The 25613-nt window shown below is 73.3% G+C and carries 20 protein-coding genes; 6 read left to right on the forward strand and 14 right to left on the reverse strand.

Annotated features, from left to right (window positions below):
• Positions 1-392 precede the first annotated feature (392 nt).
• From galK to galT, 3 genes are read right to left on the reverse strand one after another with little or no spacing between them, the layout of a single operon-like run.
• Positions 393-1547, reverse strand: coding sequence for a galactokinase (galK, locus tag ACZ4SV_RS33180; protein WP_468009465.1), 1155 nt, complete (start codon positions 1545-1547; stop codon positions 393-395).
• On the reverse strand, positions 1547-2509 hold the full coding sequence (galE, locus tag ACZ4SV_RS33185) for a UDP-glucose 4-epimerase GalE (protein ID WP_397946069.1): 963 nt from the start codon (positions 2507-2509) through the stop codon (positions 1547-1549). Before galE ends, galK begins: the two co-directional genes overlap by 1 nt.
• Positions 2506-3567, reverse strand: coding sequence for a galactose-1-phosphate uridylyltransferase (galT, locus tag ACZ4SV_RS33190; RefSeq protein ID WP_365876341.1), 1062 nt, complete (start codon positions 3565-3567; stop codon positions 2506-2508). Before galT ends, galE begins: the two co-directional genes overlap by 4 nt.
• Before the next feature lie 199 nt (positions 3568-3766).
• Here galT and ACZ4SV_RS33195 point away from each other — a divergent pair, with 199 nt between their 5' ends.
• Positions 3767-5458, forward strand: coding sequence for a sodium:solute symporter family protein (locus tag ACZ4SV_RS33195; protein WP_365876343.1), 1692 nt, complete (start codon positions 3767-3769; stop codon positions 5456-5458).
• A gap of 20 nt (positions 5459-5478) precedes the next feature.
• Positions 5479-5811, forward strand: coding sequence for a hypothetical protein (locus ACZ4SV_RS33200; RefSeq protein WP_365876345.1), 333 nt, complete (start codon positions 5479-5481; stop codon positions 5809-5811).
• Between the two features lie 56 nt (positions 5812-5867).
• On the opposite strand, the gene ACZ4SV_RS33205 is transcribed toward ACZ4SV_RS33200, so the two are convergent.
• The 10 genes from ACZ4SV_RS33205 to rsmI form a co-directional block, all read right to left on the reverse strand.
• Positions 5868-6554, reverse strand: a complete 687-nt coding sequence (locus ACZ4SV_RS33205; protein ID WP_468009478.1) for a helix-turn-helix transcriptional regulator — start codon at positions 6552-6554, stop codon at positions 5868-5870.
• Positions 6555-6728: 174 nt separating this feature from the next.
• Positions 6729-8474: an outer membrane protein assembly factor BamB family protein gene (locus ACZ4SV_RS33210; protein WP_468009482.1), complete on the reverse strand. Its 1746-nt coding sequence runs from the start codon at positions 8472-8474 to the stop codon at positions 6729-6731.
• 79 nt (positions 8475-8553) lie between these two features.
• Positions 8554-10479: an outer membrane protein assembly factor BamB family protein gene (locus ACZ4SV_RS33215; RefSeq protein ID WP_468009487.1), complete on the reverse strand. Its 1926-nt coding sequence runs from the start codon at positions 10477-10479 to the stop codon at positions 8554-8556.
• Positions 10480-10679: 200 nt separating this feature from the next.
• A complete protein-coding gene (locus ACZ4SV_RS33220) occupies positions 10680-12488 on the reverse strand; it encodes an ABC-F family ATP-binding cassette domain-containing protein (RefSeq protein ID WP_365941545.1) in 1809 nt (602 codons plus the stop codon).
• A 163-nt stretch (positions 12489-12651) separates the two neighbouring features.
• Positions 12652-13545 carry a 4-(cytidine 5'-diphospho)-2-C-methyl-D-erythritol kinase gene (locus tag ACZ4SV_RS33225; RefSeq protein WP_468009494.1) on the reverse strand — a complete coding sequence of 298 codons (894 nt, stop codon included), beginning with the start codon at positions 13543-13545 and terminating at the stop codon, positions 12652-12654.
• Positions 13542-14411 (reverse strand): 16S rRNA (adenine(1518)-N(6)/adenine(1519)-N(6))-dimethyltransferase RsmA, encoded by an 870-nt coding sequence (gene rsmA / locus ACZ4SV_RS33230; RefSeq protein WP_468009498.1) that lies wholly within the window; start codon positions 14409-14411, stop codon positions 13542-13544. The genes ACZ4SV_RS33225 and rsmA overlap by 4 nt, the downstream gene beginning before the upstream one ends.
• A gap of 148 nt (positions 14412-14559) precedes the next feature.
• On the reverse strand, positions 14560-16008 hold the full coding sequence (locus tag ACZ4SV_RS33235; RefSeq protein ID WP_468009502.1) for a ubiquitin-like domain-containing protein: 1449 nt from the start codon (positions 16006-16008) through the stop codon (positions 14560-14562).
• 141 nt (positions 16009-16149) lie between these two features.
• A complete protein-coding gene (locus tag ACZ4SV_RS33240; RefSeq protein WP_468009506.1) occupies positions 16150-17049 on the reverse strand; it encodes a TatD family hydrolase in 900 nt (299 codons plus the stop codon).
• A gap of 102 nt (positions 17050-17151) precedes the next feature.
• Positions 17152-17550: a hypothetical protein gene (locus ACZ4SV_RS33245; protein WP_468009509.1), complete on the reverse strand. Its 399-nt coding sequence runs from the start codon at positions 17548-17550 to the stop codon at positions 17152-17154.
• Positions 17551-17857: 307 nt separating this feature from the next.
• Positions 17858-18706, reverse strand: a complete 849-nt coding sequence (gene rsmI, locus ACZ4SV_RS33250; RefSeq protein WP_365941994.1) for a 16S rRNA (cytidine(1402)-2'-O)-methyltransferase — start codon at positions 18704-18706, stop codon at positions 17858-17860.
• Positions 18707-18824: 118 nt separating this feature from the next.
• Here rsmI and ACZ4SV_RS33255 point away from each other — a divergent pair, with 118 nt between their 5' ends.
• The 3 genes from ACZ4SV_RS33255 to ACZ4SV_RS33265 all read left to right on the forward strand — a co-directional run bounded on the left by ACZ4SV_RS33255 (position 18825) and on the right by ACZ4SV_RS33265 (position 24075).
• A complete protein-coding gene (locus ACZ4SV_RS33255; protein WP_468009514.1) occupies positions 18825-20582 on the forward strand; it encodes a dolichyl-phosphate-mannose--protein mannosyltransferase in 1758 nt (585 codons plus the stop codon).
• A 106-nt stretch (positions 20583-20688) separates the two neighbouring features.
• Positions 20689-22323 (forward strand): penicillin-binding transpeptidase domain-containing protein, encoded by a 1635-nt coding sequence (locus ACZ4SV_RS33260; protein WP_468009518.1) that lies wholly within the window; start codon positions 20689-20691, stop codon positions 22321-22323.
• Between the two features lie 96 nt (positions 22324-22419).
• Positions 22420-24075, forward strand: a complete 1656-nt coding sequence (locus ACZ4SV_RS33265; RefSeq protein WP_468009522.1) for a penicillin-binding transpeptidase domain-containing protein — start codon at positions 22420-22422, stop codon at positions 24073-24075.
• Here the strand turns inward: ACZ4SV_RS33265 and ACZ4SV_RS33270 are convergent, their stop codons facing one another.
• Positions 24076-24414, reverse strand: a complete 339-nt coding sequence (locus tag ACZ4SV_RS33270; protein WP_397946075.1) for an SsgA family sporulation/cell division regulator — start codon at positions 24412-24414, stop codon at positions 24076-24078. It lies immediately after the preceding gene.
• Positions 24415-24563: 149 nt separating this feature from the next.
• Here ACZ4SV_RS33270 and ACZ4SV_RS33275 point away from each other — a divergent pair, with 149 nt between their 5' ends.
• Complete coding sequence (locus ACZ4SV_RS33275) at positions 24564-25613, forward strand: energy-coupling factor ABC transporter permease (protein WP_468009529.1); 1050 nt, start codon at positions 24564-24566, stop codon at positions 25611-25613.

The following is a 25613-nucleotide window of genomic DNA, read 5'->3' on the forward strand; positions in this document are numbered from 1 at the left end:
CCGGCCGCCGCCGTAGCGGAGACTGCTGCCCCACCGCGGGTGCCGTACCCGCCTGTCTCGCCCCCTGAGCGGCACCGGCCCCCACCGGTGCTAGTTCCACAGAGTACGCATGGGAGCACGCAGCGGAAGGAGATTTGCAGAACTGGCCGTCCGGGGCGTGATCCCGGGCCGTCGGGGCCTCTCGTGTGGATCACGCCGGGCTCGCGGACCCTGGCACCGCTCCCTGATCCGGCCTGATCCGAACGAAAGACGGGCGTCCCGGCTGGAGACCTGGGACTTCCAGGCCCCGGACTTCTACCGCGGACAGGGCTACGGGGTGGCGGGCGTGATCCCCGGCTGCCCGCCGGGGATCACGGAGTACATCCTGACCGAACGGCTGGCCTGAGACGGCGTCAGACGAGCCGCCGGGCCCCCGCCGAAGGGACCGCCTCGAAGACGCGGGGGCTCTGGAAGCCCGCTGCCTTGAAGGCCTCCCCGACGGCCTTGGTGAGGGTGTCCACGTCCGCCGTCTCGGCGAGGACGATCGCCGAGCCGCCGAAGCCGCCGCCGGTCATGCGGGCGCCGAGGGCGCCGTTCGCCAGGGCGGTGTCCACGACCAGGTCAAGCTCCGGGCAGGAGATGCGGAAGTCGTCGCGCAGGGAGGCGTGGCCCTCGGTGAGGACCGGGCCGATGGCGCGGGGGTCGCCGGCGCTCAGCAGGGCGACCGTGCGTTCGACCCGCTCGTCCTCGGTCACCACATGGCGGACCAGCCGGACGATCTCCTCCTCGTCGCCGAGCCGGGCCAGCGCCGCGTCCAGCCCGGCGTACGGGATGTCCCGCAGGGCGTCGACGCCGAGCAGGGCCGCGCCCTTCTCGCAGCCGGCCCGCCGCTTGCCGTACTCGCCGCCGCTGTGGGCGTGCTTGACCTGGGTGTCCACCACCAGCAGCCGCAGTCCCCCGGCCGCGAGGTCGAAGGGGATCTGCCGCTGGGACAGGTCGCGGGTGTCCAGGAAGAGCGCGTGACCGGGCTCGCAGCAGGCCGAGGCCGTCTGGTCCATGATGCCGGTGGGCGCGCCGACGTAGACGTTCTCGGCGCGCTGGCACAGCCGGGCCAGCTTCCAGCGCGGCAGGCCGAGGCCGTACAGGTCGCTCAGCGCGAGCGCGATCACGACCTCCAGCGCCGCGGACGAGGACAGGCCGGCGCCGGTGGGGACCGTGGAGGACAGGTGGACGTCGGCGCCGGTGACCGCGTGGCCCGCCTCGCGCAGCGCCCAGACGACGCCCGCCGGGTACGCCGTCCACCGCGGGTCGCCGCCCGGGGCGAGGTCGTCGAGCCGGAGTTCCACGACCTCGTCCTCGACGTCCGCCGAGTGCAGCCGCAGCAGGCCGTCGGCGCGGCGGGAGACCGCGGCGAGCGCCTGGTGCGGCAGCGCGAACGGCATGACGAAGCCGTCGTTGTAGTCGGTGTGCTCACCGATGAGGTTGACCCGCCCCGGTGCCGCCCAGACGCCCTCGGGCCCGGCGCCGTACAGCTCGGTGAAGCGCTCCGCGACCTGCTGTGCCCCCACTAGTGCTCCCTTGTGATGCTCTGCGCGAACTCCCAGGCGTCCGCGACGATGCCCGCGAGGTCCGCGCGGGTCGGGTTCCAGCCCAGTTTCTCCCGGGCGGTGTCCGCGGCGGCGACCAGGACCGCCGGGTCGCCGCCCCGGCGCGGGGCGGACACCTCGGGGACCGGGTGGCCGGTGACCTCGCGGACGGTCTCGATGACCTCGCGGACGGAGAAGCCGTTGCCGTTGCCGAGGTTGCAGATCAGGTGCTCGCCCGGGGCGGCGGCGGCCAGGGCCAGCAGATGGGCGTCGGCCAGGTCGGCCACGTGGATGTAGTCGCGGATGCAGGTGCCGTCGGGCGTCGGGTAGTCCTCGCCGTAGACGGAGATCGCCTCGCGGCGGCCCTGGGCGACCTGGAGGACGAGCGGGATGAGGTGCGACTCGGGGTCGTGCCGCTCGCCGTACGCGCCGTAGGCGCCGGCCACGTTGAAGTAGCGCAGCGACACCGCGGCCAGCCCGTGCGCGGCGGCCTCACCGGTGATCATGTGGTCGACGGCCAGCTTGGAGGCGCCGTAGGGGCTGGTGGGCCGGGTCGGGGCGGTCTCCCGGATCGGGGTCTGCTCGGGCTCGCCGTAGGTGGCCGCCGTGGAGGAGAAGACCAGCTTGCGCACGCCGGCCTCGCGCATCGCGGCGAGCAGCGCCATGCTGCCGCCGACGTTGTTGTCCCAGTACTTCTCCGGCTTCACCACCGACTCGCCGACCTGCGAGAAGGCCGCGAAGTGCAGCACGCCGTCGTAGGAGGAGTCGAGCCACTTGGCGGCGTCCCGGACATCGCCCTCGACGAAGGCCGCGCCGGCGGGCACGCCCGCGCGGAAGCCGGTGGAGAGGTTGTCCAGGACCGTGACCTCGTGGCCGGCCTCCAGCAGGTGCTGGGCCACGACCCCGCCGACGTATCCCGCGCCGCCCGTCACCAGGTACTTCATGAACTCGCTACCTCTCGCAGTCGCTCGGCCGCGCGTTCCGGCGGCACGTCGTTGATGAACACGTTCATGCCGGACTCGGAACCCGCGAGAAACTTCAGCTTGCCGGAAGTACGGCGGATGGTGAAAAGCTCTAGGTGGAGCGCGAAGTCGTCGCGCGTGACACCGTCGAACTCCTCCAGGGTGCCGAACGGGGCCTGGTGCCAGGCCGCGATGTACGGCGTCGGGGGCTCCCCCTCGCCGAAGATCCGGTCGAAGCGCCTCAAGAGTTCCAGATAGACCTGGGGGAATTCTGTGCGGGCCGGCTCGTCGAGGGCGAGCAGATCGGGCACGCGGCGCTTGGGGTACAGGTGGACCTCGTACGGCCAGTGCGCCGCGTACGGCACGAAGGCCGCCCAGTGTTCACCCTCAAGGACGACCCGCTCCCCGGCCAGTTCCCGCTCCAGGACCGCGTCGAACAGGTTCTCCCCGCCGGTCGCCTCCGAGTGGGCGGCGAGCGAGCGCAGCATCTGCGCGGTGCGCGGGGTGGTGAACGGGTAGCCGTAGATCTGCCCGTGCGGGTGGCCCAGGGTCACACCGATCTCGGCGCCGCGGTTCTCGAAGCAGAACACCTGCTCCACCGCGGGCAACCGGGACAGCTCCGCGGTGCGGTCCGTCCAGGCGTCGAGCACCAGACGCGCCTGCTCGGGATCCAGGCCGGCGAAGGAGGCGTCGTGGTCGGAGGTGAAGCAGACGACCTCGCAGCGGCCGGAGTCGCCGGCCAGGGAGGGGAACCGGTTCTCGAAGACGACGACGTCGTACGAGGAGTCCGGGATCTCGCTGAGCCGGTCGCCGTGCGTGGGGCACAGCGGGCACTCGTCGGCCGGCGGGTGGTAGGTGCGGCCCTGGCGGTGGGAGGCGATGGCGACGCCGTCGCCGAGCAGCGGATCGCGGCGGATCTCGGAGCTGGTGACCGTGCGGTCCAGCGGGCGGCGGTCGGCCGCGTCCCGCACGGTGTCGTCCCGGAGGTCGTAGTAGATCAGTTCACGACCGTCGGCCAGCCGGGTCGAGGTCTTCTTCACGCCGGACTCCTTGTTCAAGCACCCCGCGGAGGGTGTGTCCCGCACCCATGTACTCAACACAATCAAACATAACAGATCACAACCCGACAGCTCACTGCTCGATCACAATCAAACAAAGAACACCAGTCAACGTGTTCAAATACCGAACACGGCGGCGTAGGTTCCGCTTGGATCAGTTCGCGCGACGAAGCGAGTTCTCATGCAAACCCCCCCATACGCCCCCACCTATCTGGCGGCGGAGCTACGGCTCCCCACCAACTGGCTGGACTACACGATCCTGGCGATCTACTTCATCGTCGTCCTCGGCATCGGATTCGCCGCCCGCCGCTCGGTGAAGACCAGCCTCGACTTCTTCCTCTCCGGACGCTCGCTGCCCGCCTGGATCACCGGCCTCGCCTTCATCTCGGCGAACCTGGCGGCCACCGAGATCCTCGGCATGGCCGCCAACAGCGCCCAGTACGGCGCCTACACCGTCCACTGGTACTGGGTCGGCGCCATCCCCGCCATGGTCTTCCTCGGCCTGGTGATGATGCCCTTCTACTACGGCAGCAAGGTCCGCTCGGTCCCCGAGTTCCTGCTGCTGCGCTTCGACCGGGCCGCCCACCTGCTCAGCTCGGCCCTGTTCGCGTTCGCCGCCGTCCTCATCGCCGGCGTCAACCTCTACGCCCTCTCCATCGTCGTGGAAGCCCTGCTCGGCTGGCCGAAGTGGGTCGCCATCCTCGTCGCCGGCGCCCTGGTGCTCGGCTACATCACCCTGGGCGGCCTGTCCTCGGCGATCTACAACGAGGTGCTCCAGTTCTTCGTCATCCTCGCCGCGCTCATCCCGATCACCGTGCTCGGCCTGAAGAAGGCCGGCGGCTGGAACGGGCTGACCGACAAGCTCACCGCGCAGCACGGCGCCGACTTCACCACGGCCTGGGGCGGCACCGGCATCGGCCACGGCAACCCGCTCGGCGCCAACTGGCTCACCATCGTCCTCGGCCTCGGCTTCGTGCTCTCCTTCGGCTACTGGACCACCAACTTCGCCGAGGTGCAGCGCGCCCTGTCCGCGAAGAACCTCTCCGCCGGCCAGCGCACCCCGCTGATCGCCGCCTACCCGAAGATCTTCATCGTCTTCCTGGTGATGATCCCGGGCCTGGTCGCCGCCGCACTGGTGCCCAAGATCGGCACCCCCGGCTCCGGCCTCCAGTACAACGACGCCATCCCCTACCTGATGCAGGAACTGCTGCCCAACGGCGTCCTCGGCATCGCCGTCACCGGTCTGCTGGCGGCCTTCATGGCGGGCATGGCGGCGAACGTGTCGTCCTTCAACACCGTGTTCACCAACGACATCTGGGCGAAGTACGTGGTCCGGGACCGCGAGGACGCGTACTACGTGCGGTTCGGCCGTCTGATCACCGCGATCGGTGTCTGCGCCTCCGTCGGCACGGCCTTCCTGGCGTCGTCGTTCTCGAACATCATGAGCTACCTCCAGACGCTCTTCTCCTTCTTCAACGTGCCGATGTTCGTCGTCTTCATCGTCGGCATGTTCTGGAAGCGCGCCTCCGCCAAGTCCGGTTTCTGGGGCCTGCTCGCCGGCACCGTGACCGCGATGGTCAACTACTTCGTGTTCTACAAGAAGGGGATCATCTCCATCCCCACCGACCAGGGCGCCAACTTCGTCTCCGCGATCGCGGGCTTCGTCGCCGGCGCGGTCGTGATGGTCGCGGTCTCCCTGTTCACCAAGCCGAAGCCGGCGGAGGAGCTGCGGGGCCTGGTCTACGGGACCACGTCCCCCGGCATGACCGAGCCGCCCGCCGCCGGCGACGACGCCTGGTACCGCAAGCCGGCCCTGCTGGGCTGGGGCGCGGTCGTCCTGGCCGCCGCCTGCTACATCCCGTTCTCGTTCTGACGCGGGAGGATCGAGGAACCATGAGCGAGCACCCTGAGCACCGTCCGCCGCACACCACCGAGCACGACGTCCAGCAGGAGGTCTCCCGGCTGGAGAGCGAGTCCGCGACGGCGGCACGCATCTTCGACCTGCGCCGCATCATCGGCGGACTGTTCGTGGTCTACGGCGTCATCGTCACGGTCACCGGGATCACCGACTCCCAGGCCGCGATCGACAAGGCCGAGGGCGTCAACATCAACCTGTGGACCGGCATCGGCATGCTGCTGCTGGGCGTCTTCTTCCTGGCCTGGCTGAAGCTGCGGCCCACCCCGCCGCCGCTGCCCCCGGAGGGGCTGCCGGAGGAGGAGAAGTAGCAGTGCGGGCGCGCGGGGACCCGTCCTACGGTTCCCCGCGCCCCTTCCGGGGCGCCCTACCCGAGGCCGGTGTTCCTGAGGGAGCCCGCGCGGTCCAGCAGCCCGGTGCGCGCGGCCAGTGCCGCCGCCTCCAGGCGGGAGCCCACGCCCAGCTTCATCAGCACCCGCTGCACATGCGTACGCGCCGTACTGGGCGCGATCCCCATGCCCGCCGCGATCCGCCGGGTGTCCTCCCCGTCGGCCACCCGGACCAGCACCTCCACCTCCCGGGGCGTGAGCACCGCCAGCAGCCGCTGCGCCTCGTCGTCGGGCTGCGCGGCCGGGTTCAGCAGCTCGCCGAACGCGCCCTGGAGCAGTTGCGGAGCCACCGCGGCCTCCCCGGCGCGGGCCTTCACCAGGGCCCGCTCGACGCCTTCGATCCGCTCGTCGTGCCGGACGTACCCGGACGCGCCCGCGGCGAAGGCCGCCGCGATCCCGCGCGGCGACGGCACCGGGCCCAGCACCACCACCGCCACCTGCGGGCGCTCCCGCTTGATCTTCATCACCGGGTCGAAGGTCCCGGGCGCGGCCGGTGCCGCCGTGCCCAGCAGGCACACCTCGGGCGCCCGCGCGATCACCAGGTCCGCCGCGCCCGCGGCCGGTGCCGCGGCGGCGAGCACCCGGTGCCCGCGCAGCTTCAGCGCCGACGCCAGCGCCTCCGCGAGCAGGCGATGGTCGTCGACGACCATCAGCCGCACTCCCATAGAGCAACCCCCCAGTCCCCGCGGCCTCCCCGCCCTGTCATGCCCCCGGAAGCTACACGCTTGTTCGACGTCGCGCTGCCCCTCCGATGAGAAGTGCCCCGGATCGATGAAATCCGGGGCACTTCTTTGCACATCACTCGTCCGGGTGGGACCGGCGGCGGCGCCGGCGGCCGGTCAGCCGTCCGTGCCGAACGCCATCACCAGGTACTCCTTGGTCCCCACCGAGCTGGGCTTGTGGGCGAACACGGCCGACATGTACAGCCGGCCCTTGCCGAACAGGATCTCCGCGTACTCGGGCAGCAGGCCGGTCTCCGCCTCGTGCACCTCGCGGGTGGCCGGGTTCTCCAGCAGCTTGGTCACCTTCAGGGTGCCGCCGTCGACGGCGACGACCTGCCCGCCCTTGTTGTACGGCGGTGCGTTGTAGGCCAGCAGGCTGCCGCCGTCCATGCGCAGCGGGGAGAGCGTGTAGCCGTCGCCGGCCTCGGCGCGCCCGCCGGCCGGCTTGCCGGTCCGCAGGTCGAACGCGACGATCTCGTTGGTCTTGGTGTACTCACCCTTGCCGTCGTGCTCCTCGGTCGGCAGGTAGAGCCGGCCGCCCCCGGCGACGACCTGCTTGCAGCCCTCGATGCGCGAGATCCCGTCGCAGCGGCCCCCGTAGGTGTCGCCGGGCGCGGGGATGCGGGCGAGCAGCTTTCCGGTCCCGGCGTCGAGGGAGAAGTAGTCCGAGACCCCGCTGCCGTCGCCCGCGGCGTCGCCGACGTCGGCGGCGACCACCAGCGGATCGGTGGAGACGACGGCCGCGTACTCGACGCCGTCGGGCATCGCGTAGTCGGAGATCACCTTGCCGCTCTTCGGGTCGATGGTCTGGATCTGCAGCTTGCGGTTGTCGTAGGAGCCGCACTTGCGCACCGCGACCAGGCGGTCGCCGCCGCCGTAACCGGCGTCGTAGCAGGTGTCGTCCGGCTTCGGCTGCCACAGCACCTTGCCGGAGCCGATGTCGAACGCGGCGCCGCCGTCGGTGCTGCCGACCGCGACGGTGTTCTGGGCGACCGTCACGTTCTGGAAGGTGATCGGGAAGTCACCGGAGTTGATCGACTTCGTCCACAGCTTCTTGCCCGCGCCGAGGTCGATCGCGGCGACCTGGCTGCAGCCGGCCGTGGAGTTCTTCGCCGGCATCCTCGGCTGGAAGACGACGGCCGTCAGACCGTCCTTGTTGACGTGGGCGGCGGCCGAGCAGACCGGGCCGGGCAGCTTGACGGTCCACCGCTCGGTGCCCTCGGCCGGGTCGTAGCCGACGATCTCCGCGATGCCGCTCTTGGCGTAGACCGTGTCCGTCAGCCAGGAGCCGGAGGCGACGACCGTGTCGTCCGTCCTGGGCAGCGGGACGTCGAAGAGCATCCTGGCGGCCGGGTCGTCCGGGGCCTTCTCCTTGCCGCCACCGCCGCCCGTGCCCCCGGAGCCGCCGGTGCCGCCGGTCCGGCTGGCGCTGGAGACGGGGCCGTGGGTCTTGCCGTCGTCTCCGGAGGACCTGGCGTACCAGACGCCGCCGCCGACGATCAGCGCGATGGCGGCGACCGCCGCCACGACGATGAACAGCGCGGCCCTGTTCCGGCCGCCGCCCGGTCCCGGCTGCGGCTGCATCGGCACGGTCGGCGGCTGGCCCTGGCCCGGATAGCCGTATCCCGGCTGCCCGCCCGGCAGGGGCTGCGTGGGCTGGGCGTAGGGGTGGGGCGGCGGGGCGCCGTAGCCGGCGGGCTGCTGGGCGCCGTAGGCCGGCGGCTGCTGGGCGTACGGGTTGTGCTGGGCGCCCGGATAGCCGTAGCCGGGTCCCGGGGGCGGGGGCGGCGGGTAGCCGTAGCCCGGCTGCGGGGACGGCGGCTGCGGGGGCTGGTTCGGGGGCGGCGGGGGCGGCTGGGTCATGGGGCGGTTTCCTCGGTGGCGCCGGGCGGGCCGGACGGCGGACGGGACGCGGGGGACGGGCTGGGGCCGGGCGCCCGGCTCAGTTGCCGAAGGCCATGATCAGCTTCTCCTTGGAGTCGTCGTCGCCGGACAGCCGGCCCGAGGAGATGAAGAGCCGCCCGCCGGTCCAGTCGACGACACCGTCGTAGAAGGTGTTCTCGGCGCCGGCGGCACCGCGCGGGTTGCGCAGCAGGGCGGCCGCGGTGTGGGAGGAGCCGGTGACCGGCACCGCCACCACCTGGCCGCCCGTGTCGTACGACGGCTGCACATACGCGACCAGCTTGCCGTCCTCCAGCTTCACCGGCGTCATCGGCCGGTCCCCCGGGGACTTGACCCGCCACTTCTCCTTGCCGTCGGAGAGGCTGATCGCGACGATCTCGTTGGCGCTGACGGAGGCGTCGGTGGGCAGGTAGAGCGTGTCGGCGTCGGCCACGACGCCCTGGCAGCCCTGGAGGTCGCGTTCGAGGACCGCCCAGCCGCAGCGGGGGGCGAACTTCCCGTCCACCTTGACCTCGGAGCGGAACGTGCCGTCCTTGGTGAAGGTGGAGATGTTCCAGGTCTTCTTGTCCCGGTTGACCAGGTAGACGACGAGCGGGTCGACCGAGTACGTCCGGCTGACCTCCCAGCCCTTCTTCACCTGCCGGGTCCAGCGGACCTTGCCGGTGGCCGGGTCCAGCTCCTGGATCTCCTCGTGCTCGGTGCCGGTGCCGACGCCGCAGGAGGCCACCTGGACGAACTTGCCGGTGCCGCCCGCGTACGCCTCCGGGAAGCAGGCCGCGCCGTAGCGCTTCTTGTCGTACAGCTTCTTGCCGGTGTCGATGTCGTAGGCCGTGCCCGACTGGGAGCGGCCCACCATCAGGGTCCTGCCGCTCACGGACAGTTCGATGGTGAGGGCGCTGTCGAACAGGCCGCCGTCGGCGACCTCGCCCCGCCAGCCCTTCGCGCCGGTGCGCAGGTCGATCTGCTGGAGCTGGTTGCACTTGGCGCGGTCGCCGCCGCCGCTCATGTACGCCACGACGATCTTGTCGTCGGCGGACTTCCGGGTGGTCACCGCGCATATCTTCTGCGGGAAGCCGACCGGTCCCCAGGCGGTGCCGCCGTCGGCGGCGGTGAAGGCGAAGACCTGCTTGTACGCCGCCTTCACCACCGTATCGCCGCTGAACCACATGCCGGGCGCGTCGGCGCCGGACGCCGGGGCGTCGGGGGCCGGCTTGTACCAGAGCGCCTTGGCCTCGCCGGCTCCGCGGCCCTCGTTGAGGTGGTCCGGGTCCTCGCCGCCGGAGGTGGTCGGCGAGGCGGTGGCGGAGTGCGTGGGACCGTCGCTCCGCCCGGCGACGGGCTTCTTCCCGTCGTCGCCGCCGTCACTGCCACCATCGCCGCCGCCCAGCGCGAACACCGTGCCGCCGACGACGAGCAGCGCGGCCACCGCGGCGCCGATGACGAGCGCCGTCTTCTTCCGCGCACGCGGTGCGCCGGCGGGACCGCCGGGCGCGGCGCCGGGCATGCCCGGGTACGGCGGCTGCGGCGGGTGGCCGTAACCGGGCTGCGGGCCGCCGCCGTACGGGCCGGGCTGCTGCGGTGCGCCGTAAGGACCCGGCTGCGGCTGAGCGCCGTAGGGGCCCGGCTGCTGGGGTGCGCCGTACGGGCCCGGCTGCGGCTGAGCGCCGTAGGGGCCCGGCTGCTGCGGGTGGCCGTAGGGGCCGGGAGCGGCGCCGTACGGGCCCGGTGCGGGCTGCTGGGGGTAGCCGTAGCCCGGCGAGGGCTGCTGCGGGGGCCCGGCGGGCGGCTGCGGCGCGCCGAAGCCGCCCTGTCCCGGCGGGTTCTGCGGAGCCTCGGGCGCGCCGAACGCGCCCTGGGCCGGCGGCTGGTGCGGGGCCCCGGATCCGCCGGAGCCCGCCGGCTGCGGAGGCTGGTCCTGCGGTGGGCCGAACCCACCGTGCGGCGGCCGGCCGGGCGGCTGAGTCATCAGCGCTCTTCCCCCTCGTTCACTGACTTTTAGCCACGCCCCGAGGTACGCGACGGACCCAAGGTCGTTTCTCGGACGGCTCTTTCTATCACCCGGCACAGACAGCACACGGGGCCGCGCTCTCCCCTGTTCCCAAGGGAGAACCGGCCCGTGATGCCGTCGTTACGCGCCTTCACGCCCCCTTCACGCGGCGCGCGGGATCAGGCGTCCTCCGCCAGTTCCAGCCAGCGCAGCTCCAGTTCCTCGCGCTCCCCGGCGAGGTCCCGCAGCCGGGCGTCCAGCTCGGCCACCTTCGCGAAGTCGGTGGCGTCGTCGGCGATCCGGGCGTGCAGCGCGGACTCCTTCTCGGAGATCTTGTCCAACTGGCGCTCGATCTTCTGGAGTTCCTTCTTCGCGGCACGCTGGTCGGCGGCGCTCTTCTCCTGCGTGTCCGGCCGGGGCGCCGCGGCGGCGGTCTGCGCGGCGGCCGCCTCCTCCATGCGCCGGCGCCGCTCCAGGTACTCGTCGATGCCGCGCGGCAGCATCCGCAGCGCGCCGTCGCCGAGCAGGGCGAAGACCCGGTCCGTCGTCCGCTCCACGAAGAACCGGTCGTGGGAGATGACGATCATCGAGCCGGGCCAGCCGTCGAGCACGTCCTCCAGCTGGGTCAGGGTCTCGATGTCGAGGTCGTTGGTGGGCTCGTCCAGGAAGAGGACGTTGGGCTCGTCCATGAGGAGGCGCAGCAACTGGAGCCGGCGCCGCTCACCGCCGGAGAGGTCGCCGACCGGCGTCCACTGCTTCTCCTTGCCGAAGCCGAACGTCTCGCAGAGCTGCCCGGCCGTCATCTCGCGCCCCTTGCCCAGGTCGACGCGCTCCCGGACCTGCTGCACGGCCTCCAGCACCCGCCAGGTGGGGTCGAGTTCGGCGACCTCCTGGGAGAGGTAGGCCAGCTTGACGGTCCGGCCGACCGCGATCCGGCCGCCGGCCGGCTGCTCCTCGCCCTCGGTGCGGGCCGCGGCGGCCATGGCCCGCAGCAGCGAGGTCTTGCCGGCTCCGTTGACGCCGACCAGACCGATCCGGTCGCCCGGTCCGAGCTGCCAGGTGAGGTGCTTGAGCAGCACCTTCGGCCCGGCCTGCACGGTGACGTCCTCCAGGTCGAAGACCGTCCGGCCGAGCCGCGAGGAGGCGAACTTCATCAGCTCGCTGCTGTCCCGGGGCGGCGGCACGTCCGCGATCAGCTCGTTGGCGGCCTCCACGCGGAAGCGCGGCTTGGACGTGCGCGCGGGCGCGCCGCGCCGCAGCCAGGCCAGCTCCTTGCGGACCAGGTTCTGCCGCTTGACCTCCTCGGTGGCCGCGATCCGCTCGCGCTCGGCGCGCGCGAAGACGTAGTCCGAGTAGCCGCCCTCGTACTCGTACACCGTGCCCCGCTGCACGTCCCACATGCGCGTGCACACCTGGTCAAGGAACCACCGGTCGTGCGTCACGCACACCAGCGCCGACCGCCGGGTGCGCAGGTGCTCGGCGAGCCAGGCGATGCCCTCCACGTCGAGGTGGTTGGTGGGCTCGTCCAGGACGATGAGGTCCTGCTCCTCGATGAGCAGCTTGGCGAGCGCGATCCGGCGCCGCTCGCCACCGGAGAGCGGTCCGATGACGGTGTCCAGGCCCTTGGGGAAGCCCGGCAGGTCCAGCCCACCGAACAGCCCGGTCAGTACGTCCCTGACCTTGGCGTTGCCGGCCCACTCGTGGTCGGCCATGTCACCGATGACCTCGTGGCGGACGGTGGCCCCGGGGTCGAGCGAGTCGTGCTGGGTGAGCACGCCGAGCCGCAGGCCCCCGGAGTGCGTGACCCGCCCGGTGTCGGAGTCCTCGACCTTGGCGAGCATCCGGATGAGGGTGGTCTTGCCGTCGCCGTTGCGTCCGACGACCCCGATCCGGTCCCCTTCCGACACGCCGAGCGAGACACCGTCCAGCAGGGCCCGGGTGCCGTACACCTTGCTGACGTTCTCGACATTGACCAGATTGACGGCCATTTCACTCCTGTGCACGGGGCTGAATCGACATGCGGCTCCGCCGCGTGGCTCAGCCTTCTAGCGTAGGGCTTCGCAGAGGACACGCGGAGGTGAGGCCCCGGTCACTCCATGTGATGAGTGACCGGGAACCGGCCGGCATCTACCACCGACGGGCTCCGACCGCTCAGAGGACCGTCGCTCCCGGTACCGGGCCCGCCGCCGTGCGTACCGTCCGGCAGGTTCCCGACGTTCGCAGCGCCTCGGCGGTCTTCCGCGCGGACTCGGCGTCGCGGGCGAGGAACGCCGTCGTCGGGCCGGAGCCGCTGACCAGCGCGGCGAGCGCGCCGGCCGCGCGGCCCGCCGCCAGGGTGTCCGCCAGTTCCGGGAACAGGGACAGCGCCGCCGGCTGGAGGTCGTTGGAGACGGCCGCCGCCAGCGCGTCCGCGTCCCCCTTCGCGAGCGCCTCCAGCAGCTCAGCCGAGGCCACCGGCTCCGGGATCCGCCGTCCCTGGGCCAGCCGGTCGAACTCGCGGAACACGGCCGGCGTGGACAGGCCCCGCCCGGCCATCGCGAACACCCAGTGGAAGGTGCCGCCGGTCTCCAGGGCCGTCAGCCGCTCACCGCGGCCGACTCCGAGCGCCGCCCCGCCGACCAGGCTGAACGGCACGTCGCTGCCCAGCTCGGCGCAGAGGGCGAGGAGGTCCGCGCGGGAGGCGCCGGTCCCCCACAGCGCGTCGCACGCCAGCAGCGCGCCCGCGCCGTCCGCGCTGCCGCCCGCCATGCCGCCGGCGACCGGGATGTCCTTGGCGATGTGGATGTGCACGTTCGGCTCGACGCCCGCCCGGCCGGCCAGCGCGAGGGCCGCACGGGCGGCGAGGTTGCTGCGGTCCAGCGGGACCTGGCCGGCGTCCGGGCCGGCGCAGGTGATCCGCAGCTCATCCGCGGGGGTCACGGTCACCTCGTCGTACAGGCCGACCGCGAGGAAGACGTTGGCCAGGTCGTGGAACCCGTCGGGGCGGGCGGCGCCCACCGCGAGCTGGACGTTGACCTTCGCCGGCACCCGGACCGTGACGCTCACTCGCCGCTCCCCTTGTGTTCCGCGATCCGCGCGAACTCCCCGACCGTCAGCGACTCCCCGCGCGCCTGCGGCGAGACCCCGGCCGCGACCAGGGCCGCCTCCGCGGCGGCGGCCGATCCGGCCCAGCCGGCGAGCGCGGCCCGCAGCGTCTTGCGGCGCTGCGCGAAGGCCGCGTCGACCACCGCGAAGACCTCGCGCTTGGACGCGGTCGTCTTCACCGGCTCGGTGCGCCGGACCAGGGAGACGAGCCCGCTGTCCACGTTCGGCGCGGGCCAGAAGACGTTGCGGCCGATGGCCCCGGCCCGCTTCACCTCCGCGTACCAGTTGGCCTTCACGGACGGCACGCCGTACACCTTCGAGCCGGGCGGGGCGGCGAGCCGGTCGGCGACCTCGGACTGCACCATCACCAGCGTCCGTTCGATGCTCGGGAAGGTGTCGAGCATGTGCAGCAGCACGGGCACGGCGACGTTGTACGGCAGGTTCGCCACCAGGGCCGTCGGCGCGGGGCCGGGCAGCCCGGCGACGTGCATCGCGTCGGAGTGGACCAGCGCGAACCGGTCGGCGCGCTCCGGCATGCGCGCGCCGATGGTCGCGGGCAGCGCGGCGGCCAGCACGTCGTCGATCTCCACGGCGGTGACCCGGTCGGCGGCCTCCAGCAGCGCCAGGGTGAGCGAGCCGAGCCCCGGGCCCACCTCCACCACCACGTCGTCGGGGCGGACCCCGGCGGTACGGACGATACGGCGGACCGTGTTGGCGTCGATCACGAAGTTCTGGCCGCGCTGCTTGGTCGGACGGACACCGAGCGCTGCTGCCAGCTCACGGATGTCGGCGGGGCCGAGGAGGGCGTCGGGGGTGGGGCTGCTCACGGGACAAGGGTACGGGGAGGCGACGGCCCCGGTTCCCGCCGTCCCCGCGGCGCACCGGAAGCCGCCGCCGGGCGGCACCCGGGGGCCCGGGACGGCACCCCTACGGTCTTTCATCCGGATCGGCCCGGCACGATCCGGACGAGAAGCCCTAACCGCGCAGTCGTGCCCCGCAGTGCGGCCAGGGGCTCGCCCCGCGCCGTACGTACAGCTTCTTCGCGCGGTAGGTCTGCTCCTGCGCGGAGGCGTCCTGGGGCCGGCCCGTGCCGCCGAGGCTGTGCCAGGTGCGGGTGTCGAACTGGTAGAGCCCGCCGTACGTCCCGGACGGGTCGACCGCGTCGGGCCGGCCGCCGGACTCGCACAGCGCGAGGGCGTGCCAGTCCAGGTCGTCGGCGCCGTGCACGGACGCGGGCCGCGGCTTCGTGCCCACCCGCACCACCTGGCTGAGCGGCGCCTGCACCACCTCGGTGCCCACCGGGCGCGGCCGCTGCCGGACCCCGTTGACGATGCGCACGTAGGAGACGGTGCGGCGCACTCCGGGCCGGCCGGGCCGGGCGACGACCTCGATGCCCCGCAGGAGCGTGGGATCGGCGGTCCGCTCGACGGCGTACGGGATGGGCTCGTCGTACACCTCCCGCCGGCCGCTCACCCGCAGCACGGTCACCGTCTGTCCGTCGCGCGGGAAGCTGTCCGCCGGGACGGAGAGGGTGTCCTCGCCGCGCAGGGTGATCCCGGCCTCCGCGACCACCTCCCGGACGGTGGCCGCGTTGGTGCGGACGGTGCGGGCCCGGCCGTCCGCCATGACCGTGACCGCGCGTTCGGTGCGCACGTCGAGCGCGAGCCCGGCGCGTCCGATGCGCTGGGAGCGCGAGGCGGACAGCCGGGCGCCCTCGGCGCGGACGCCCAGCTGTTCCAGCGCGCCCGCCACGGTGTGCGCCGTCGTCCACACCTCCTGGCGCCGGCCGTCCAGGGTGAGCCGCACCGGGCGGCCGTAGCGCACCGCGACCTCGTCGCCGCTGGTGAGCGCCGCGCCGGGGGCGGGCGCGACCATGTCGTGCGCCCCGACGCGTACGCCTTCCTCGGCGAGCAGCTCGCGCACGTCGTCGGCGAAGGTGTGCAGCGTGCGGGGCCGGCCGTCGACGCTCAGCTCGACCGCCTTGTCCTCGGCGACGAAGGCGGTGGTGCCGCCGGCGAGGAAGGCCACGACCAGCGCCTGCGGCAGCAGCCGGCGCACGGCGGACTCCGGGCGCTCGGGGTGGCGGGCCCTGCGCCGGCGCGCGGACCGCCCGCTCATCGCCTCGGGGCCGTCCCCGGCCTGGCGCGGCAGCACCGGCGCGGGGGCGGGCACCGGCGCGGGGGCGGGTGCGGGCGCCGGGATCTCCGGCCGCGTGCTCCTCCCGTGCCGGGGCCGGTACGGAGTGTCGGCGTACGGCGTGTCGGCGTACGGGGCCTCGGCGTACGGGATGCCGGCGTACGGCGCGTCGGCCGGGGTGCCGTAAGCCACCGTCCGCCCGTCGCGCGGGCCGCCGGGCCCGGGGCCGCCGGGTGGCGCGGCGCCGGGGCCGTACGCCTCCCACGTCTCGTACTGCGACTCGCTCACGCCGATACGCTCCAGAGGGCCAGGGGGTCCGGATCGGGCCCCAGAACCTAGCGGAGCGCCGGGCACCCGCCAAAGCGGCGCGGCTACGCAGCGTGTCGGACGGACGATCGGCGTCAGGCGATGGTTACTTTCCGTGCACGCTCAGTAGGCGAAGGCGCGGGCCGTGTTGGCGGCCAGGGCCGTCGCCAGCGCGTCCTCGTCGATGCCGCGCACCGCGGCCATCGCACGGACCGTCACCGGAACGAGATACGGGGCGTTCGGCCGTCCGCGGTACGGCGCCGGGGTCAGGAACGGCGCGTCCGTCTCCACCAGCACCAGCTCCAGCGGGGCGACGGCGAGGGCGTCCCGCAGGTGCTGGGCGTTCTTGAAGGTGACGTTGCCGGCGAAGGACAGGAAGTAGCCCTCGCGGGCGCAGACCCGGGCCATCTCCGCGTCACCGGAGTAGCAGTGGAAGACGGTGCGCTCCGGGGCGCCCTCCTCCTTCAGTACCCGCAGCACGTCGGCGTGGGCGTCGCGGTCGTGGATGACGAGCGCCTTGCCGTGCCGTTTGGCGATCTCGATGTGGGCGCGGAAGGAGCGTTCCTGGGCGTCCTTGCCCTCGGGGCCGGTGCGGAAGTAGTCCAGGCCCGTCTCGCCGACGCCCTTGACCTGCTCCAGCGCGGCCAGCCGGTCGATCTCGGCCAGCGCCTCGTCCAGGGCCGCGTCGCCGCCCGCCGTCCGGGCGCCCTGCCGGGACCAGTTGTCGGGATCGCCGTGCACGATGCGCGGGGCCTCGTTGGGGTGGAGGGCGACGGCGGCGTGGACGGCGGCGTGCGCGGCGGCCGTCTCGGCGGCCCACCGCGAGCCCTGGAGGTCGCAGCCGACCTGGACGACCGTGGTGACGCCCACCGCGGCCGCCTTCGCCAGGCCCTCTTCGACCGTGCCGGACTGCATGTCGAGGTGGGTGTGGGAGTCGGCGACGGGCACCCGCAGGGGTGCCGGGAGCGGCGGCGCCGCGTTCTTGTCGTCGCCCTTGGGGCTCTGGCCGGCGTTCGAAGGCATGCCCCGATCCTACGAAAGAGACCCGCCGTCGAACGCCGCCGGCCGGTGGCCCGGGGACCGGTCTCTGCAGACCGGTGGCCCCCGGTGACGCGGCCGGCCGGGTCAGCCCGCCTTGCGGTGGAAGGGGTGCAGCAGATCGGACAGGTGCCAGTGGTGCGGCTCCCCGGCCGCCTGCCCCGGCACCGGCGCCTCGGCCGGGCCCGTCTGCGGCACCTGGTGCCGGCCGGTCCCGGCGCGCGCCGAGGAGACCTGGCCGGCGCGCATGATCCGCAGCACGCGGCCCTCGCAGTTCTGGCAGCGCGGCCGGCTCAGCGGCGACGGCACGATCCGGCCGTCCGCCACGTAGAGCACGAACTCCTCCCCCTGGGCGTCCGTGTGGTGCTCTATCGCGTACGACTGTTCCCAGCCGTGCCCGCAGCGCATGCAGGCGAACGCGTACGACTCGTGAACGACGGCCGCGGCCGTACGACGGAGACCGGTCTGCCCTGCTATGTCACTCATGCCAGCTCCCTGTTGGACGGTTGCGTCCCGGTCGGGGCGGGTGCGTCCCGTCACCCAGTGGACGCCCCGCCCGGCGGGAACGCATCCGTCCTGTCGAGTGTTGGAGCCGATTTGGTCATCGCTTGCCCCGGGGGCGCGAATGAGACAGTTGGGCTTTGCCATCGGTGACAGCCTTTTGCCCGTCCATGGGGCGCGCGGGGGCGCCTCACGGGGGCGCGGGGAAGGGCCCCGCGCGACCGGCGCCGGGTGGCCGGCCGGCCGCCCGGCCGCCCGGCCGGAGCTGCTTACCGGGCCGGCGGCGACCGCCTCAGCCGGCCGAGCGCTTGGCCGCGACGACGGCGTCGAACACGACCCGCTTGGGCAGGCCCGCCTCCGCCGCCACCGCCGCGATCGCCTCCTTGCGGCGCTCGCCGGCCTCCTCGCGCACCTGGACCCTGCGCACCAGTTCCCCGGCGTCCAGGTCCTCCGGTCCGGCCTCGGGCGCGCCCTCGACCACGACGGTGATCTCGCCGCGCACACCGTCCGCGGCCCACCGCGCCAGCTCGGCCAGCGGACCGCGCCGTACCTCCTCGTAGGTCTTGGTCAGCTCGCGGCAGACGGCGGCCCGCCGGTCCGCGCCGAAGACCTCGGCCATGGCGGCGAGGGTGTCGTCGAGCCGGTGCGGGGCCTCGAAGTAGACGAGCGTGCGCCGTTCGGCCGCGACCTCGCGCAGCCGGGACAGCCGCTCGCCGGCCTTGCGCGGCAGGAAGCCCTCGAAGCAGAACCGGTCGACGGGCAGCCCGGACAGGGCGAGCGCGGTGAGCACGGCGGACGGCCCGGGTACGGCGGTGACCCGGACGTCCTGCTCCACGGCGGCGGCGACCAGCCGGTAGCCGGGGTCGGAGACGGACGGCATGCCGGCGTCGGTCACCAGCAGCACGCGCGCGCCGCCGAGCAGCTCCGCGACGAGTTCGGGGGTGCGGGCGGCCTCGTTGCCCTCGAAGTAGGAGACCACGCGGCCCTTGGGGGTGACACCGAGCGCCTGGGTGAGCCGGCGCAGCCGCCGGGTGTCCTCCGCGGCGACCACGTCGGCGCCGGCCAGCTCCTCGGCCAGCCGGGGCGGCGCGTCCGCGACGTCGCCGATGGGGGTTCCTGCGAGGACAAGGGTTCCAGTCACGCCCCCATCCTCGCAGGGACCGCCCGCGGCCCGGGAAGACGCCCGCGCCCCGGCGACCCGTGCGGCCCGAGCGGTCCGTGCGCGGGACTCGCACAGCACGGTTCCCTACGATGGCGCGGTGACCGATACCGCGTCCTCCATGGACCTCCGGCAGGACCGGCCGCCGCACGACCGGCAGCCGTCGTGGCAGCAGCGGCTGCGCCGATTCGGGTACGCGCCGGACCGGGACGCGCCCGCGGCCGACGTGCGCGACCGGCTGGTGCCGCCGTACGCGCGGCCGGGCGACCGGCTGTGGCGGGTGCTCGGCGCCTCGCCGGTCCTCGCCGAGCGGATCACGCGCTGGTCGGGCTGGGGCGGGCCGCTGCTGGTGACGCTGCTGGCGGGCCTGATGCGGTTCTGGCACCTGGGCAGCCCGCACGCGGTGATATTCGACGAGACGTACTACGCGAAGGACGCCTGGGCGCTGGTCCACCGCGGCTTCGAGGTGAGCTGGGACCAGTACGGGAAGAACGCCAACGACCTGGTGCTGCGGCAGCACGGCCACCTCGCGGTGCCGACGGACCCGGCGTACGTGGTGCACCCGCCGGTCGGCAAGTACGTGATCGGGCTGGGCGAGCTGGTCTTCGGGTTCGACCCGTTCGGCTGGCGGTTCATGACGGCGCTGCTCGGGACGCTGAGCGTGCTGCTGCTGTGCCGGATCGGGCGCCGGCTGTTCCGCTCGACGTTCCTGGGCTGTCTGGCGGGCGCGCTGATGGCGGTGGACGGGCTGCACTTCGTGATGAGCCGCACGTCGCTGCTGGACGGCGTGCTGATGTTCTTCGTGGTGGCCGCGTTCGGCGCCCTGGTGGTCGACCGGGACCGGGCGCGGGAGAGGCTGGCCGCCGCGCTGCCGGTGGGCCCGGACGGCCGGGCCCGGCCGGACGCGTCCGTCGCGGACGCCTTCCGGTTCGGGTGGCGGCCGTGGCGCTGGACGGCCGGGGTGCTGCTGGGCCTGGCCGCCGGCACGAAGTGGAACGGGCTGTACGTGCTGGCGGCGTTCTGCGTCATGACGGTCCTGTGGGACGTCGGCACCCGCAAGGTGGCCGGCGCGTCCCGCCCGTACACCGCCGCCCTGAAGTACGACACCGGTCTCGCCTTCGTCGCGACGGTGCCGGTGGCGCTGGTGGTGTACGTGGCCTCCTGGACCGGCTGGATCCTCTCCGCGGCCGACGGCACGGGCGGCTACTACCGCAACTGGGCGGCCACCGACGGCAAGGGCGGCACCTGGGCGTTCCTGCCGGACTGGCTGCGCAGCCTGTGGCACTACGAGCACGAGGTCTACAAGTTCCACGTCCACCTCGACCAGCCGCACACCTACCAGTCCAACCCGTGGAGCTGGCTGGTGCTGGGCCGCCCGGTGTCGTACTTCTACGAGTCGCCGGCCCCGGGCACCGACGGCTGCCCGGCGGACGCGGGCCAGAAGTGCGCCCGGGAGGTGCTGGCGATCGGCACGCCGCTGCTGTGGTGGGCGGCCTGCTTCGCGCTCGTCTACGTGCTGTGGCGCTGGGCGCTGCGCCGCGACTGGCGGGCCGGCGCCATCGCCTGCGGGATCGCGGCGGGCTATCTGCCGTGGTTCCTGTACCAGGAGCGGACCATCTTCCTCTTCTACGCGGTCGTCTTCCTGCCGTTCCTGTGCCTGGCGGTGGCCATGATGATCGGCGCGATCGTCGGCCCGCCGGGCTCCGGGGACACCCGCCGGGTGATCGGCGCGACGGGGGCGGGCGTCCTGGTGCTGCTGATCGCCTGGAACTTCATCTACTTCTGGCCCATCTACACGGGCACCGCGATCCCGATCGACTCCTGGCGGTCGCGGATGTGGCTGGACACCTGGGTCTGATCACGGTTCCACAACTCCCCTGTGGCGGGCACCGCAACCGCTTACAGTGCTCCCCGGCACAACTGTTGAACACGTTCAACAGGCCGAACGGGAGGGGATACCCGCGATGCGCAACGGGGTCAAAGCGGCCGTCATCGGCGGCGTGTGCGTCACACTGCTGGGCGGGGCCGGCTACGGGGTCTACAACATCGCGTCCGCGCTGAACGGCGACGGCACCACGGCGGGCCCGGCGCCCGCGCGGACCGGTCCGCCCGACGGCGCCGAGGTGCGGCAGGCGTCCCGCGCGTTCCTCGCCGCTTGGGAGAAGGGCGACGCGGCCACCGCGGCGGCGTACACGAACTACCCGCAGGCCGCCCGGGAACTGCTGGCGGCCTACGGCACGGACGCGCACATCGGCAAGGTGCGGATCACCCCCGGCGAGGCCACCGGCGCCACGGTGCCCTTCACGGTACGGGCGACGGTGTCCTACGAGGGCGCGGCCAAGCCGCTGTCCTACCGCGGCAGCCTCACCGTCGTCCGCGGCGAGACCTCGCACCGGGCGCTGGTCGACTGGCGGCCCTCCGTCGTCCACCCGCGGCTGCGCACGGGCGACACCCTGGCCACCGGCGCCTCCGCCGCCCCGGAGATCGAGCCCGTGGACCGCGACGGCAAGGTGCTGACCCGACGGCGGTACCCCTCGCTCGGTCCGCTCCTGGACGAGCTGCGCCGGCGGTACGGCGCCAAGGCCGGCGGCCGGCCCGGGGTGGAACTGGTCATCCGGCACCAGGCCGCGGCGGACGGCGGCCAGGCCGCGGACACCCCGCTGCTCACCCTGGCCGAGGGCCGGCCCGGCAGACTCCCGACGACGCTCAGCGCGAGCGTCCAGGCGGCGGCCGAGACGGCCGTGCTGAAGTACCCCGAGTCCTCCGTGGCGGTGGTCAAGCCGAGCACCGGTGAGATCCTCGCCGTCGCCAACAACCGCCGGGACGGCTTCGACGCGGCCCTCCTCGGCGAACGCGCGCCCGGCTCCACCATGAAGATCATCAGCGCGGCGACCCTCATCGACAACGGCCTGGCCACGGCGGGCGGCCCGGCGCCCTGCCCGCCGTCGGCCGTCTGGCAGAGCCAGACCTTCCACAACCTCCAGGGCCTGGCACCGGACGAGCACGCCACCCTCGCCGACAGCTTCGCCCGCTCCTGCAACACGGCGTTCGTGAAGTTCGCCGACGAGGTGAAGACCGACTCCCTCACCCGGGAGGCCGAGGACCGGTTCGGGCTCGGGCGGGACGACTGGCGGATCGGGGTGCCCTCCTTCGACGGGCGGGTGCCCGCCGCCGGCGGCCCGGACACCGCGGCCGCGCTGATCGGCCAGGGCCAGGTCCAGCTGAGCCCGCTGAACATGGCCTCGGTGACGGCGACCGCCACGACCGGCGCCTTCCGTCAGCCGGTGATCGTGCCGCTGCGCCTGGACGGCCGGGAACCGGCCCGCGCGCGGGGGCTGGCGCCGGGCACGGTGGCGCAGTTGCGCGCGATGATGAACCGCACCGCGCGCAGCGGCACCGCGGCCACTGTGATGGCGGGGCTCGGCGGGGACGTCGGCGCCAAGACCGGTTCGGCGGAGGCCGACGGGGAGGCCAGGTCGGATAGCTGGTTCACCGGGTACCGGGGCGATGTGGCGGCGGCGGCCATGGTCCAGGACGGTGGGCACGGCGTCGACGCGGCCGGTCCGATTGTCGCAAGCGTGCTACGGAACGCGGGTTGAGATCACCCGTGGAGACGGGGACCTTAAGGTGAGTGCCGTCGTTGGGAGTGTGAGGGCTGTGGAGAGCCTGGGCGAGGCGCGGAGGAACTGAGGGCTGTGGGCAAGAGAAGGCGCGTCGCCGAGCGGCGCAGGACCCGGCCGGCCCTGCTCGGCGGGGCGCTCGCCGTGGCCGTAGGCGCCGGGGCCGGGCTGTACGCGCTGTACGGCGGAGCCGCGGCCGACGAGCGCGCCGCGGCCGGCCACAAGACCGTGCGGACCGGGCCGCCCACCGCGGCCGAGATCCGCACGACCGCGGCCCGCTTCCTCACCGCCTGGCAGCACGGCAAGGTCTCCGCGGCGGCGGCCGCCACCGACGATCCGGCCGCCGCGGACCGGCTGCTGACCGGTTACACCAAGGACGCGCATCTGACGGACGTCACGGTCACCGCCCGGCCGCCCAAGGGCGCCCGGGTGCCGTTCGCCGTGCGGGCGACGATCGCCTACCGCGGCCTGAGCAAGCCGCTGGCCTACGACAGCTCGCTCACCGTGGTGCGCCGCGCGAGCGACGGCCGGCCGCTGGTCGACTGGCGCCCGGCCGTCGTCCACCCGGACCTGACGGACGGCGACCGGCTGGTGACCGGCGCCTCCGGCACCCCGCCGGTCAAGGCGCTGGACCGCGAGGGCGGCGAGATCACGGCCGCCCGCTACCCGTCCCTGGGCACGGTGCTGGACGGGCTGCGGGAGAAGTACGGCAAGACGGCCGGCGGCACGGCGGGCATCGAGCTGCGCGTGGTGCGCGGCAAGGCGGCCAGGGACGCCAAGCTGTCCGACAAGACGCTGGCGGAGCTGAGCCGGGGCACGCCGGGCACGGTGCGCACGACGCTCAGCCCGGAGTTCCAGGCGGCGGCCGAGCAGCAGGTGGACAAGCGGGCGCGGGCCTCCGTGGTGGTCCTGCGGCCCTCGACCGGGGAGATCCTGGCGGCCGCCAACAGCGGGCACGGCTTCAACACCGCGTTCCAGGGCGCCCTCGCGCCCGGCTCCACCATGAAGATCATCACCTCGTCGCTGCTGCTCGACAAGGGTCTGGCCGCGGCGGACAAGCCGCACCCGTGCCCGAAGACGGTCACCTTCGGCGGCTGGAAGTTCCACAACGACGACGACTTCGAGATCAAGGGCGGCACCTTCAAGGCCAGCTTCGCCCGGTCCTGCAACACGGCCTTCATCAGCCAGGCGAAGAAGCTGGCCGACGACGACCTGAGCCGGCAGGCCCAGCAGGTCTTCGGGCTGTCGAGGAACGACTGGGCGATCGGCGTGCCCAGCTTCGACGGCTCGGTGCCGGTGCAGTCGGCGGCGCAGATGGCGGCCGAGCTGATCGGGCAGGGCGGGGTGCGGATGAACCCGCTGAACATGGCCTCGGTCGCGGCCACCGTGCAGTCGGGCTCCTTCCACCAGCCGTACCTGGTCCCGCCCTCGGTGGACCACCGGACGCTGGCCACCGCCTCGCGGACCCTGCCGGCCAGGACGCTGTCCCAACTGCGCGAGCTGATGCGGTACACCGCCGCGTCCGGCACGGCGGCCGAGGCGATGTCGGGGCTCGGCCCGGACTACGGCGCGAAGACCGGCTCGGCGGAGGTCGACGGCCAGAAGAAGCCGAACGGCTGGTTCACCGCCTACCGCGGCGACCTCGCCGCCGCGGGTGTCGTCCAGGCGGGCGGGCACGGCGGCGACACGGCCGGGCCGATCGTGGCGGCACTGCTGAAGCGCGGGAGCTGATCAGCCGCGCACCGGCTCGGCGGTGTACGTCCGCCGCAGGAACCGCAGCAGGGTCTTGGACTCGAACTGCACCACTTCCACGCCCTGGTCGGTGTGGAACTCCACGACGGCCTGGACCCGGCCGCAGGGCCACACCCGGACGGCGCCGCTCCCGGCCGGCGCCCGCAGTCCCCGTTCGAGCAGCGCGCGGGAGAAGGTCCACTCGTGCGGGCCGGGCAGGCCGACCCGGACCGACCGGGGGTCGCTGTCGGGGTCGTACCGGAGCAGGACGGGTACGGCCCCCGGGTCGTCCTCGTCCGTGACGATATGAGCGCGCGCGTACTGTTCGACCACAGACATCGGACCGCCCTCTCACGCACCGTGACCCGAGTGAAAGCCATTCCTCCGCTTTCCCTCAAGAGTCGCACACTTCACCCCGTCTGCCCCGGCGGGAGACGAGACGGCGTCTCTCTTGCAAGTGCTTCGCAACAAGGGCCTAAAATCGTCGGGTGCATGTACCTGACGGATTCATAGACGCCCCGACCTCCGCGGTCACCGGAGTGCTCGCCGCCGGCGCCGTGGCGGTGAGCCTGCGCGGTGCCCGCCGTGAGCTGGACGAACGCACCGCGCCGCTGGCCGGTCTGGTCGCGGCGTTCATCTTCGCCGTGCAGATGCTGAACTTCCCGGTGGCCGCCGGGACCAGCGGACATCTGCTGGGCGGAGCGCTCGCCGCGATCCTCGTCGGCCCGTACACGGCGGTGCTGTGCGTGTCGGTGGTGCTGCTCATGCAGGGCGTGCTGTTCGCCGACGGCGGGCTGACCGCGCTGGGCGTGAACATCACCGACATGGCGATCGTCACCACCGTGGTGTCCTACGCCCTCTTCCGCGGCCTGCTCGCCGTGCTGCCCCGCAAGCGGCGCTCGGTGACGGTCGCCTCGTTCGTCGCCGCGCTGGTGTCCGTGCCCGCCGCCGCCGTCGCCTTCACGCTGATCTACGCCGTCGGCGGCACCACCGATGTCTCCCTCGGCAAGGTCGCCACCGCGATGATCGGCGTGCACGTGCTCATCGGCATCGGCGAGGCCGTCATCACCGCGCTGACGGTCGGCGCCGTCATCGCCGTCCGCCCGGACCTGGTGCACGGCGCGCGCGGGCTGCGGCAGCGGCTGAGGCTGCGGGTGAACGGCGAGCTGGTCGACGCCCCGGCCGCGGCGCCCGCGGCGCCCGCGGTGGCGCGCACCTCGCGCCGGACCCTGTGGGTGACCGGCCTCGTCACCTCCCTCGTCCTCGCCGGCTTCGTCAGCTTCTACGCCTCCGCCGACCCGGACGGCCTGGAGAAGGTCGCGCACGACAAGGGGATCGACAAGAAGGCGGAGCAGCACGCGGCCGCCGACTCGCCGCTGGCCGACTACGGCGTCCGGGACATCTCCGACGCGCGGCTGTCCGGCGGGCTCGCGGGCGTGATCGGCGTCGGCGTCACCGTCGTCGCGGGCAGTGCCGTGTTCTGGACGCTGCGCAGGCGGCGCGCCGACGACGTGTCCCCCGCGAACACGGGTCTGTGA

Source organism: Streptomyces sp. NPDC027672, from assembly GCF_055566335.1.